Genomic DNA, 12,567 nt, shown 5'->3' on the forward strand with positions numbered 1-12,567 from the left:
GACAGCGCATGAATGATTTACCGATCAGTGGCTTTCCGAGCACCAATGAGAATTCAGCGATGGTTCTGCTGGTAGATGATCAGGCCATGATCGGTGAAGCGGTGCGACGCGGCCTGGCCCAGGAAGAGAACATCGATTTTCATTTCTGTGCCGACCCTCATCAGGCAGTGGCCCAGGCGATCCGTATCAAGCCGACCGTGATCCTCCAGGATTTGATCATGCCCGGTCTTGATGGCCTGACGCTGGTACGTGAATACCGCAGCAATCCGGCCACCCAGGACATTCCGATCATCGTCCTTTCCACCAAGGAAGACCCTCTGGTCAAGAGCGCCGCGTTTGCTGCCGGTGCCAACGATTACCTGGTCAAGTTGCCGGACAACATCGAGTTGGTGGCGCGAATTCGTTACCACTCGCGCTCGTACCTGACCCTGCTGCAGCGTGACGAGGCCTACCGGGCCTTGCGGGTCAGCCAGCAACAGTTGCTCGACACCAACCTGGTGCTGCAGCGGTTGATGCACTCCGATGGCTTGACCGGGTTGTCCAATCGCCGCCACTTCGACGAGTACCTTGAGCTGGAATGGCGCCGTTCAATCCGCGAGCAGACACAATTGTCGCTGTTGATGATTGATGTCGACTACTTCAAGGCGTTCAACGATACCTTTGGTCACTTGGCCGGCGATGAGGCCTTGCGCAAGGTCGCCGAGGCCATTCGCAGTTCCTGCAGCCGGCCCAGCGACTTGCCAGCGCGCTATGGCGGTGAGGAGTTCGCGCTGGTGCTGCCCAACACCTCTCCGGGCGGCGCCCGCCTGGTAGCCGAGAAATTGCGCCAGACCGTGGAAGCGCTGCAGATTGCGCACACCCTGCCAGAGGCCGGCTCAAGCCTGACGGTCAGTATTGGCCTGGCGACGCACATCCCAGCGGTTGGTAGCCATTGCCGGCAGCTGATTTCGGCGGCGGACAAAGGCTTGTACCTGGCCAAGAATGGCGGGCGCAACCAGGTCGGGGTGGCCTGAGGCGAGTTTTCTTGCGGCAGGCCGTCGGGCGGGCTGCCGCAGGCATTTGAGTGCGTTATACTCTCCGGCTTTTGACAGATTACGCACGAGAGCTGCCCGCCCATGGAAATCAACCCGATCCTGAACACCATCAAGGACCTGACCGAGCGCTCCGAGACTATTCGGGGGTATCTTTGACTACGATCAAAAGCATGAGCGCCTGATCGAAGTCAACCGCGAGCTTGAAGACCCGAACGTCTGGAACAAGCCCGAATACGCCCAGGAACTGGGCCGTGAGCGCGCCATGCTGGCGCAGATCGTCGAGACCCTGGACGAAATGTCCGGTGGCCTGGCCGATTGCCGTGACCTGCTGGACATGGCCGTTGAAGAAGACGACGAGGCCGCTGTCGAGGACGTCGTCAGTGAACTCGACCGCCTGCGCGTCGCGCTCGAGAAGCTCGAATTCCGTCGCATGTTCAGCGGCGAGATGGACATGAACAACGCCTACCTGGACATCCAGGCCGGTTCCGGCGGTACCGAGGCTCAGGATTGGGCCAACATTCTGCTGCGCATGTACTTGCGCTGGGCCGACAAGCGCGGCTTCGATACCACGATCATGGAGCTGTCCGAAGGCGAAGTGGCCGGTATCAAGGGCGCCACCCTGCATATCAAGGGTGAGTATGCCTTCGGCTGGTTGCGCACCGAGATCGGTGTTCACCGCCTGGTGCGCAAGAGCCCGTTCGACTCCGGCAACCGCCGTCATACCTCGTTCTCGGCGGTGTTCGTCTCGCCCGAGATCGATGACAAGGTCGAAATCGATATCAACCCGTCCGACCTGCGAATCGATACCTATCGTTCGTCCGGTGCCGGTGGTCAGCACGTTAACACCACCGACTCGGCGGTGCGGATTACCCACGTCCCGACCAACACCGTGGTCAGCTGCCAGAACGAACGCTCCCAGCACGCCAACAAGGACACCGCCATGAAAATGCTGCGGGCCAAGTTGTACGAGCAGGAAATGCAGAAGCGTAACGCCGCCTCCCAGGCCCTTGAAGACAGCAAGTCCGATATTGGCTGGGGGCATCAGATCCGTTCCTACGTGCTTGATGCATCGCGGATCAAGGACCTGCGTACCGGCATCGAACGCAGCGACTGCGACAAGGTGCTCGACGGCGATCTCGACGAATACCTGGAGGCCAGTCTCAAGCAGGGGCTATAACCCCTCCGAGACCTGCCACAAGTCCCTCGCCCGACGGGCGAGGGCAACGAACCCGTGATGGAAAATGTGAAGACATGAGCGACCTACAACTCGATCCGCAAGACCTGCAACAGGAAGAAAACAACCTGATCGCCCTGCGCAAGGAAAAACTTGCCGCTGTGCGCGAACAGGGTCAGGCCTTCCCCAACGACTTCCGCCGTGACAGCTACTGCAACGACCTGCAGAAACAGTATGTCGACAAGACCAAGGAAGAGCTGGAAGCTGCAGCGATCCCGGTCAAGGTTGCCGGCCGTATCATGCTCAACCGTGGTTCGTTCATGGTGATTCAGGACATGACCGGTCGTATCCAGGTCTACGTCAACCGCAAGACCTTGCCGGAAGAAACCCTGGCTGCGGTCAAGACCTGGGATCTGGGCGACATCATCGCCGCTGAAGGCACCCTGGCGCGTTCCGGCAAGGGCGACCTGTACGTGGAAATGACCAACGTGCGCCTGCTGACCAAGTCGCTGCGCCCGCTGCCAGACAAGCACCACGGCCTGACCGATACCGAAACCCGCTACCGTCAGCGCTACGTTGACCTGATCGTCAACGAAGACACCCGCCAGACGTTCCGCGTTCGTTCGCAGGTCATCAGCCACATCCGCAGTTTCCTGGCCAAGCGCGACTTCCTTGAAGTCGAAACGCCGATGCTGCAGACCATCCCTGGCGGTGCCGCGGCCAAGCCGTTTGAAACCCACCACAACGCGCTGGACCTGCCAATGTTCCTGCGTATTGCCCCGGAGCTGTACCTCAAGCGCCTGGTGGTCGGTGGTTTCGAGCGTGTGTTCGAGATCAACCGCAACTTCCGTAACGAAGGTGTGTCGACGCGTCACAACCCTGAGTTCACCATGCTGGAGTTCTACCAGGCGTACGCCGATTACGAAGACAACATGGACCTCACCGAAGAACTGTTCCGCGAACTGGCGCAACTGGTTCTGGGCAGCACTGATGTGCCGTATCAGGGCAAGGTGTTCCATTTCGGCGAGCCGTTCCAGCGTATCTCTGTGTTCGATTCGATCCTCAAGTACAACCCGGAAATCACCGCTGACGACCTGCAGGACATCGACAAGGCGCGCGCCCTGGCCAAGAAGGCCGGTGCCGACGTCAAAGGTTTCGAGGGCCTGGGCAAGCTGCAGACCATGATTTTCGAAGAACTGGTCGAGCATAAACTCGAGCAGCCGACCTTCATCACCGAATACCCGTTCGAAGTGTCGCCATTGGCACGTCGCAACAACAAGAACCCGAACGTCACCGACCGTTTCGAGCTGTTCATCGGTGGCCGTGAAATCGCCAACGCCTACTCCGAGCTCAACGATGCCGAAGACCAGGCCGAACGCTTCATGGCGCAGGTGGCCGACAAGGATGCCGGTGACGACGAAGCCATGCACTACGATGCCGACTTCGTACGTGCCCTGGAGTACGGCATGCCGCCTACCGCCGGTGAAGGCATTGGTATCGACCGCCTGGTCATGCTGCTGACTGACTCGCCGTCGATCCGTGACGTGATCCTGTTCCCGCACATGCGCCCACAGGCCTGAGCGTACTGAACAAGCCGCCTTCCGGGGCGGCTTTTTCTTGCCCGCAATAAGTTGATCGAATCGACAGCAATTCATAGAGGTAGACCTGTAGTGACTCCTGCAATGGCTCAACAAGGTGCTGCTGGCGTGGCCACAGCGGTGGCGGAAAGTGTTCAGTACCAGGGGCGCAAGGCGAGCCGTCGTGGCAGTGAGCAGCGTCGTCAGGAGATTCTCGACGCGGCGATGCGCATCGTTGTCCGTGATGGTGTGCGGGGTGTGCGGCACCGTGCGGTAGCCGCCGAGGCAGGGGTGCCCTTGTCGGCCACCACCTACTACTTCAAGGATATCGAAGACCTGCTGATCGACAGCTTTGCCCAGTACGTGGAGCGCAGCGCTGCGTACATGGCCAAGCTCTGGGAGCACACCGAAGTGGTGCTGCGTCAGTTGTTGTCTCAGGGCGACGGCAGTCCACAATCTCGGGCGCGGCTGGCCGACGAAGTGGCGAAGATGATGAGCGAGTATGTGCAACGCCAACTGCATAACCGCCGCAACTTCCTGATGGCCGAGCAGGCCTTTCGCCAGGAGGCGCTGCTGTGTCCGAAATTGGCCGAACTGGTCAAGTCGCACGAGCAGATTTTGCTACGCGGCGCGGGCCAGATGCTTCAGGTCGTGGGCTCTCGTGAACCTCAGCAGGACGCCTTGGTGTTGACGGCGATAATCGAGCAGATGGAATATCAGGGCCTGCTCGATGCTGAGCGACCGCACGCCGAAGCGCAGATGCTCGCTATTCTTACGCGATACCTGCATCTGGTATTGGCTGCGGTCTAAGGCACGATCCATTTCAAGGAGAACCTGATGAAAGCCTGGCGTGTGCTGTTGGCCTTGTCGTTTTTACTGCTTGGCGGTTGTCTGGTGACCTTCAATGAACCCATTCCGGCGAATCAGCCGGCGCCCAAGGCGTTGCTCGGTAGCTGGAGCAGCAAGGATGCCTGGGGCGAACCCTTGAAACTGCTGATCAGTCGCACGGGGGGCAATGCCTACAAGGCAGTGGCCACGGCCAAGGGCAAGCCACGCCAGGAATACACCTTCACGGTCTCGCGTCACGGTAACCGCTGGTATTTCTCGGCTGGCGTGCCGAAAAAGCTCGGCGGGAACTTCCTGATTGCCGGTTTTGACGTGATCGGTAACAACGAGTTAGTGCTCTACAACCTTGATGTTGAACGGATCAACCAGGCGTTGGAGCAGAAGGCACTCAGCGGTCAACGCTATGAAGTGCCGGAAGATAATGGTGAGGGTGTCTTGATCGACAGCCCTGCACAACAGGTTTTCGCCTATCTGGATGACCCTGCCAACTCCGATCTGTTCATCGAAGTCGCGCGGTTCCAGCGCGCAGGCAAATAACCGATTCGAAGCAAGGAGTGTGGTGTGGACGAGTACCAGCAGACGATACGCGGCCTGTCTGATCGCATTGTTCAGGCACAGACGCCGATCCGCGTGCTCGATGCGGTGAAGTGGGACGATAGCATCCGCCAGGGGTTCCTCAAGGCCAAGGGCAAAGAGTTGCCGAAGGTGGACCGTGAGTACTATCAAGGTCGACCACTGTCCTTTGACTCCAGTGCGGTGAAGCTTGAGTTTCAGAACATCGAGCGTGATATTACGCGCCAGCTTGGCCAGTTCAACCCGGTCGGGCAGATCATGCGACGCATGTGCAAGGAGTACCGCATGGTGGTGCGCATGCTCGAGGCGCGCGGCACCGAGGATTTCGGGCTGATCTCCCAGGAGCTCTACGGCGCCGCATCCGATGCCTTTCATGCCGGTGACCCGACCCTGTCCGATCTGGGCCTGATGCTCTCCGACTACCTGAACAATATCGATTGCCTGGGTGACCTGAAGGACGAGCCGAAGAACCTTACCGCCAAGCAGGCGGTGGAGATACTCCAGCATCGCTTGAACAAGGTGTTCGGTGAGGCGGAAGAGACCATCCGTGTATTCGAGTCGGACGGTATCGTCGCCGACGCGGCGGCCGGTGCCGACTACATCAAGATCCGCGCTGACGCGATGTTCAACAACCGCGATGTTCGCGCGTTGGAGGTCCACGAGGGGCTGGTGCATGTCGGCACCACCCTCAACGGCCTGAACCAGCCGATCTGTACCTTCCTGTCCAAAGGGCCGCCTTCTTCCACGGTCACCCAGGAGGGGCTGGCGATCCTCATGGAGGTGATTGCTTTCGCCTCGTACCCCAGCCGGCTGCGCAAGCTGACCAACCGCACCCGTGCCATTCACATGGTCGAGGAGGGGGCCGATTTCCTCCAGGTGTTCGAGTTCTTTCGCGCTCAAGGGTTTGGCATGCAGGAGAGCTATGGCAATGCCAGCCGCGTGTTTCGTGGCTCGGTGCCCAATGGGTTGCCATTTACCAAGGACTTGTCCTACCTCAAGGGCTTTATCATGGTTTACAACTATATTCAGTTGGCCGTGCGTAAAGGCAAGCTTGAGCAGATTCCTTTGCTGTTTTGCGGCAAGACGACGCTGGAAGATATGCGGACTCTGCGCCAATTGGTCGACGAAGGCCTGGTGGAGCCGCCCAAGTACCTGCCCGAGCAGTTCCGCGACTTGAACGCGCTGTCGGCCTGGATGTGCTTCTCCAACTTCCTCAATCACTTGAGCCTGGACCGTATTGAAGCCGACTACTCGAACATTCTCTGACGTCCTTGGCAGGCCGCTGTGCCTGCTTCTTGTGCTGTTGAGTCTGGCCGGCTGCAGTGCCTTGCTGTTTTACCCTGAGCCGGGCGAGCCCTTCACACCGAAGCGGGCCAAGCTTGAGTACCGTGACCTCACCCTGACCGCGGCAGACGGTACGCGCCTGCATGGTTGGTGGTTGCCGGCCAAGGAGGGTGTAGCGGTCAAGGGGACGGTGCTGCACCTGCATGGCAACGGTGGCAACCTGGCGTTGCACCTGGGCGGCAGTTGGTGGCTACCGGAGCAGGGCTATCAGGTGTTGATGATCGACTACCGGGGCTATGGCTTGTCGGAAGGCACGCCGAGTTTGCCTGAAGTCTATGACGACATTGCCGCGGCGATGGACTGGCTGCAGCAGGCGCCTGAAGCCCAGGGCAAGCCGCTGGTGTTGCTGGGGCAAAGCCTGGGTGGCGCCCTGGCCATCCATTACCTGGCGCAACACCCTGAGCAATCACATCGGTTCAAGGCCATGGTCTTCGACGGAGTGCCGGCCAGTTACCGGGATGTCGGGCGTAGTGCCTTGAGTTCGACCTGGTTGACCTGGCCTTTGCAGGTTCCGCTGTCATGGCTGGTGCCGGATGGCGACAGCGCGGTGCGCTCGGTCGGGCAATTGTCCGGGGTTCCGAAGTTGATCTACCACAGCATCGACGACACCACCGTACCCATGGTCAATGGTATCCGTCTGTATCAGGCGGCCCCACCACCGCGCGTGCTGCAATTGACCCGTGGTGGGCATGTGCAGACCTTCAACGACCCGATTTGGCGTAAGGTTATGCTGCGCTTTCTGGAAGACCCTGAACATTTCAATGGACTGCGACGTTTGGCCGAAGTCCCCAATTACCCTGACGAGAAGTAGTAATGAGTGAAGAACGCAACGCCATCCCGCTGATCATCACCGGTGTCTGCAGCATCATTGGCACTGTCGGTGCGCTTTGGTATTACGGCTACCTGCATTTTGCCAAGCCGGAGGATGCGCTGCTGCTGTCCGACTTCACCATGCTCAAGACTGTTCCCGGTGAAGACTACAAGGTTTCGCTCAGCCCGGCGCCACAGGTGGCGCAATGCATCGATGGCGTGTTGGTGCTGTTCGACACCCAGCAGAAGGGCCTGACCGGCGTACTGGTCGACAGCAAGAAGCAGGCGGTGCGCTGCATGGGGCAGGAGACGCCGCAGCAGGTACAGTAATACCGTCAATTAGCGGCGTTCCTATCGCTGGCAAGCCCGGCGCCCACCGGTTTCAGTCGTTGGACGCCTCTTTTTCCGCGCTTAAGGTCTGCAGGTAGTGTCGTGACAACGCCAGAAACCGGGGCGTTGGCCCGATGTCTTCATACAACGGATTGCCTTCTTCATCGGTTTCGATGACCTGTTGACCGCGGACATAAGGGAAGCTTGCCTCCAGCTCTTCGAGCGCGGCGCCGAGCAGTTCGCCGAGCAGTTCCTCGGGTTGACGCTTGGGGTACATCTCGGCCAGCGCCGCCAGACGCGCCGCGGCTTCGACATCCAGGTGCAACACATAGCCGGTAGGGCTCATGCGCCCCGTGGCGGTCTGTTCCCAGTTCTGGGCAAGTTCGCGGATTTTCATGGTGACCTCGTTGAAGACGGATGGCCTTCTTTCAGCGTAGCTACTGGTCGCACTTTGGTCTGCCTTGAAGCACAGGCGGTACTGCGGCACTCTGATGTCATCGCTGTTTGCCCGCGTTGGAGATGAAGGCTGATGACTGGTATTGATGTGCGCTTGCGTGAAGACGTCCATCTGTTGGGCGAATTGTTGGGGGACACCGTACGCGAACAGTACGGCGAAGCTTTCCTGCAGAAAATCGAGGACATTCGTCGCAGCGCCAAGGCGGACCGCAGCGGCAGTGCCGAGCAACTGAGCTCCAGCCTCGACGGCTTGTCCGAGGACGAGTTGCTGCCGGTGGCCCGAGCGTTCAACCAGTTTCTCAACCTGGCCAACATCGCCGAACAGTACCAGTTGATCCGCCGCCGCGACGCGGATCAGCCCGAGCCGTTCGAGGCCAGGGTGCTTCCCGAATTGCTCGACCGCCTGAAAAAGGCGGGTCATAGTCCTGACGCATTGGCCCGCCAGCTCGGCAAACTGAGCATCGAACTGGTGCTGACTGCGCACCCGACCGAAGTCGCCCGCCGCACCTTGATTCACAAGTACGATGCCATCGCCGCGCAGTTGGCGGCTCAAGACCACCGCGACCTGACACCTGCCGAGCGTGCGCAGGTCCGCGAGCGCCTGCAGCGGTTGATTGCCGAGGCTTGGCATACCGAAGAGATCCGCCGTACTCGACCCACCCCGGTCGATGAAGCCAAATGGGGCTTTGCGGTCATTGAGAACTCGCTCTGGCAGGCTATCCCCAACCACCTGCGCAAGGCGGACAAGGCCTTGTTCGCGGCCACGGGCCTGCACCTGCCGCTAGAAGCTGCGCCGATTCGATTTGCCTCGTGGATGGGGGGTGACCGTGACGGTAACCCCAATGTCACCGCCACGGTCACACGCGAAGTGCTGTTGCTGGCCCGCTGGATGGCGGCAGACCTGTTCCTGCGAGACGTCGATTTTCTGGCCGCCGAGTTGTCCATGCAGCAGGCTAGCCCGGCGCTGCGGGCCAAGGTGGGTGAGCATGCCGAACCCTACCGGGCGTTGCTCAAGCAACTGCGCGAGCGCCTGCGGGCAACCCGAAGCTGGGCTCAGTCGTCACTGGCTGTTACGCAGCCGGCATCCGCCGAGGTCTTGCACGACAATCACGACCTGATTGAGCCGTTGCGGCTCTGCTATGAGTCGTTGCATGAGTGCGGCATGGGCGTTATCGCTGATGGCCCGCTGCTCGACACCTTGCGTCGGGCGGTGACCTTTGGCCTCTTCCTGGTGCGCCTTGATGTGCGTCAGGACGCAGCACGGCACGCTTCGGCGTTGAGTGAAATCACCGATTATCTGGGGCTGGGGCGCTATGAGGATTGGGATGAAGAGGCGCGTATCGCCTTCCTGCAGACCGAACTGAACAACCGTCGTCCATTGTTGCCACGGCATTTCCGGCCTCAGGCCGAGACGGCTGAAGTGCTTGCGACCTGCAGTGAAATCGCTGCCGCCCCGGCGGCATCGCTGGGGTCTTATGTGATCTCCATGGCCGGCGCGGCTTCAGACGTGCTGGCGGTACAGTTGCTGCTCAAGGAGGCGGGCGTTGCCCGTCCGATGCGGGTCGTGCCGTTGTTCGAAACACTGGCCGACCTGGACAATGCCGGGCCGGTCATGCAGCGTCTGCTGGGCCTGCCGGGCTATCGCGCGGGTTTGCACGGCCCTCAGGAAGTGATGATCGGCTACTCCGATTCGGCCAAGGACGCCGGTACCACGGCAGCGGCCTGGGCCCAGTACCGCGCTCAGGAAACCCTGGTGGAGATCTGTCGAGGGCAGAACGTCGAGTTGCTGCTGTTCCACGGTCGTGGCGGTACTGTGGGGCGTGGCGGCGGCCCGGCCCATGCGGCGATCCTGTCGCAGCCACCGGGCTCGGTGGCCGGCAGGTTCCGTACCACCGAGCAGGGCGAAATGATCCGTTTCAAATTCGGCCTGCCGGACATCGCGGAGCAGAACCTCAACCTGTACCTGGCCGCTGTGCTCGAGGCGACCCTGTTGCCACCGCCACCCCCCCAACCGGCCTGGCGCGGCTTGATGGACCAACTCGCGGCGGATGGTCTGAAGGCTTACCGCAGTGTGGTGCGTGACAACCCGGAGTTCGTTGAGTATTTCCGTCAGGCCACGCCAGAACAGGAACTGGGCCGCTTGCCGTTGGGCAGTCGGCCGGCCAAACGCCGTGCGGGCGGTATTGAAAGCCTGCGGGCGATTCCGTGGATCTTCGGTTGGACCCAGACGCGGCTCATGCTGCCGGCCTGGTTGGGCTGGGAGGCGGCGTTGAGCAATGCACTGGCGCGCGGGCAAGGTGGGCTGCTGGCAGAAATGCGTGAGCAATGGCCGTTCTTCCGTACCCGTATCGACATGCTCGAAATGGTCCTGGCCAAGGCCGATGTTGAAATTGCGCGTTCCTATGATGAGCGTCTGGTGCAATCGCAACTGCGACCTTTGGGTGCACATCTGCGCGACCTATTGTCGCAGGCGTGCCAGGTTGTACTGGGGCTGACCGGGCAGCCGGTGCTACTTGCACACAGCCCCGATACCCTGGAGTTCATTCGTTTGCGCAATACCTATCTGGACCCGCTGCATCTGCTCCAGGCGGATCTCCTGGCCCGCTCGCGCACCCGTGATGCCGCTCTGGACAGCCCTTTGGAGCAGGCATTGCTGGTGACGGTGGCAGGTATCGCGGCAGGCTTGCGGAACACGGGTTGAGGCGTGCTTGCGCCGGGTTGCGCCCGGCGCAACCAGAGCATGACAGGGCCTTCGGCAGCAGGTTATTCCGACTTTGGGGCGCTTGTGTGGCCGAAAGCTGCTGTGTATCTTGAGCAGCCTTTTGACCGAATTGTGGTCATGACCTAATTCCGGGATTTTGCCCTAGCGGCGAATCCTTTGATTTGCTTATAAAAATTGAGGAGCACAAGATGCGTGTAATTCTGCTGGGAGCTCCCGGGGCCGGTAAAGGTACTCAGGCAAAGTTCATCACCGAAAAGTTTGGTATTCCACAGATCTCCACCGGTGACATGCTGCGTGCCGCCGTCAAGGCGGGTACTCCGCTGGGCCTCGAGGCCAAGGCGATCATGGACGCTGGCAAGCTGGTTTCCGACGAGTTGATCATCAACCTGGTCAAGGACCGTATCGCTCAGCCTGACTGCGCGAAGGGCTTCCTGTTCGACGGTTTCCCTCGCACCATTCCCCAGGCCGAAGCCCTGGTAACTGCCGGTGTTGAGCTGGATGCCGTTGTCGAGATCGCTGTGGCTGACGAAGAAATCGTCAAGCGTATTGCCGGCCGCCGTGTTCACGAGGCCTCGGGTCGCGTCTACCACGTGATCTACAACCCGCCAAAGGTTGAAGGCAAGGACGATGAGACCGGCGATTCGCTGGTTCAGCGTAAAGACGACACTGAAGAAACCGTACGTCACCGCCTGGCGGTCTACCACGACCAGACCAAACCGCTGGTGGACTTCTACCAGAAGCTGGCTGCCGCCAATGGCAAGCCGAAGTACAGCCACATTGAAGGCGTTGGCTCTGTTGAGGCCATCACTGCCAAGGTGCTGGAAGCGCTGAGCTGATTTATTGCTCCAGCCCTTGAACAACGGCCCGCTTGCGGGCCGTTGTTGTTTATAATGCCGCTCTTTTTTCTTTCGCCTGGAATCATCGATGACCACTTTGCTGGCCCTGGATACCGCCACTGAAGCCTGCTCCGTTGCCCTGCTGCATGACGGCAAGGTGTTGAGCCACTACGAGGTGATTCCGCGCCTGCATGCGCAGAAGCTGCTGCCAATGATCCAGACCCTGCTCGCCGAGGCTGGTATCGCGTTGTCGGCGCTTGATGCCATTGCCTTCGGTCGCGGTCCAGGCGCTTTCACTGGTGTCCGTATCGCTATTGGTGTGGTCCAGGGCCTGGCCTTCGCGCTGGAACGTCCGGTGCTGCCGGTATCGAATTTGGCCGTGCTGGCGCAGCGGGCAATGCGTGAACAGGGTGTGCAGCAGGTCGCCGCTGCCATCGACGCCCGTATGGATGAAGTGTACTGGGGCTGCTACCAGTCGACGGCAGGTGAAATGCGCCTGCTGGGTGAAGAGGCTGTGCTGCCACCGGAGCAGGTAGCCTTGCCAGCAGGTGCTACCGGGGACTGGTTTGGTGCGGGTACGGGCTGGGGCTATGCCGAGCGCCTTGCGGTCAAGGTCAGCGCCCAGGACGCCAGCCTGCTGCCTCATGCCCAGGACCTGCTCAGCCTGGCAACGTTTGCCTGGCAGCGTGGCGAGGCAATCGCCGCTGATCTGGCGCAGCCGGTCTACCTGCGCGATAAGGTGGCTACACCTAAGGCGCGCTGAGCGCCGCCGGTCAGTTAGCGGCAGCAAACCCGAATCTTTTGCCTGATCTGTGGTCCAGTTATCAGTCAGGCATTTGCGAAGGCTCTCAGGTGCCGCTAAATT

The 12,567-nt window shown here is 60.5% G+C and carries 12 protein-coding genes; 11 read left to right on the forward strand and 1 reads right to left on the reverse strand.

Annotated features, from left to right (window positions below; all coding sequences use genetic code 11):
• Positions 1-8 precede the first annotated feature (8 nt).
• From ACZ9H3_RS20555 to ACZ9H3_RS20590, 8 genes are all read left to right on the forward strand, one after another.
• Complete coding sequence (locus ACZ9H3_RS20555; protein WP_065759936.1) at positions 9-1,013, forward strand: response regulator; 1,005 nt, start codon at positions 9-11, stop codon at positions 1,011-1,013.
• A gap of 102 nt (positions 1,014-1,115) precedes the next feature.
• A protein-coding gene (gene prfB / locus ACZ9H3_RS20560) for a peptide chain release factor 2 (RefSeq protein WP_099773686.1) occupies positions 1,116-2,211 on the forward strand; the annotation gives its coding sequence in 2 pieces (ribosomal slippage) (positions 1,116-1,187 and positions 1,189-2,211; 1,095 coding nt in all).
• Positions 2,212-2,285: 74 nt separating this feature from the next.
• Positions 2,286-3,788 (forward strand): lysine--tRNA ligase, encoded by a 1,503-nt coding sequence (gene lysS, locus ACZ9H3_RS20565; RefSeq protein WP_330522070.1) that lies wholly within the window; start codon positions 2,286-2,288, stop codon positions 3,786-3,788.
• A gap of 102 nt (positions 3,789-3,890) precedes the next feature.
• Positions 3,891-4,595, forward strand: a complete 705-nt coding sequence (locus ACZ9H3_RS20570) for a TetR/AcrR family transcriptional regulator (RefSeq protein ID WP_065761727.1) — start codon at positions 3,891-3,893, stop codon at positions 4,593-4,595.
• Positions 4,596-4,622: 27 nt separating this feature from the next.
• Entirely contained in the window at positions 4,623-5,168 is a 546-nt protein-coding gene (locus ACZ9H3_RS20575; RefSeq protein WP_102052890.1) for a hypothetical protein, read from the forward strand.
• Between the two features lie 24 nt (positions 5,169-5,192).
• Complete coding sequence (locus tag ACZ9H3_RS20580) at positions 5,193-6,470, forward strand: flavohemoglobin expression-modulating QEGLA motif protein (protein ID WP_065761725.1); 1,278 nt, start codon at positions 5,193-5,195, stop codon at positions 6,468-6,470.
• A complete protein-coding gene (locus tag ACZ9H3_RS20585) occupies positions 6,442-7,359 on the forward strand; it encodes an alpha/beta hydrolase (RefSeq protein ID WP_409276540.1) in 918 nt (305 codons plus the stop codon). The genes ACZ9H3_RS20580 and ACZ9H3_RS20585 overlap by 29 nt, the downstream gene beginning before the upstream one ends.
• Positions 7,360-7,361: 2 nt before the next feature.
• Complete coding sequence (locus ACZ9H3_RS20590; RefSeq protein WP_330522072.1) at positions 7,362-7,688, forward strand: PA3694 family proteiin; 327 nt, start codon at positions 7,362-7,364, stop codon at positions 7,686-7,688.
• 52 nt (positions 7,689-7,740) lie between these two features.
• Here ACZ9H3_RS20590 and ACZ9H3_RS20595 read toward each other — a convergent pair whose 3' ends face one another.
• Entirely contained in the window at positions 7,741-8,085 is a 345-nt protein-coding gene (locus ACZ9H3_RS20595) for a pilin assembly protein (protein WP_099773688.1), read from the reverse strand.
• Positions 8,086-8,217: 132 nt separating this feature from the next.
• On the opposite strand from ACZ9H3_RS20595, the gene ppc reads away from it, so the two are divergent.
• The 3 genes from ppc (at position 8,218) to tsaB (ending at position 12,465) form a co-directional block, all read left to right on the forward strand.
• Positions 8,218-10,845: a phosphoenolpyruvate carboxylase gene (gene ppc / locus ACZ9H3_RS20600; protein WP_476222288.1), complete on the forward strand. Its 2,628-nt coding sequence runs from the start codon at positions 8,218-8,220 to the stop codon at positions 10,843-10,845.
• Between the two features lie 209 nt (positions 10,846-11,054).
• Positions 11,055-11,702: an adenylate kinase gene (gene adk / locus ACZ9H3_RS20605; protein ID WP_099773690.1), complete on the forward strand. Its 648-nt coding sequence runs from the start codon at positions 11,055-11,057 to the stop codon at positions 11,700-11,702.
• 88 nt (positions 11,703-11,790) lie between these two features.
• On the forward strand, positions 11,791-12,465 hold the full coding sequence (gene tsaB / locus ACZ9H3_RS20610) for a tRNA (adenosine(37)-N6)-threonylcarbamoyltransferase complex dimerization subunit type 1 TsaB (RefSeq protein WP_099773691.1): 675 nt from the start codon (positions 11,791-11,793) through the stop codon (positions 12,463-12,465).
• Positions 12,466-12,567: the final 102 nt, after the last annotated feature.

Source organism: Pseudomonas sp. TE3910, from assembly GCF_056279025.1.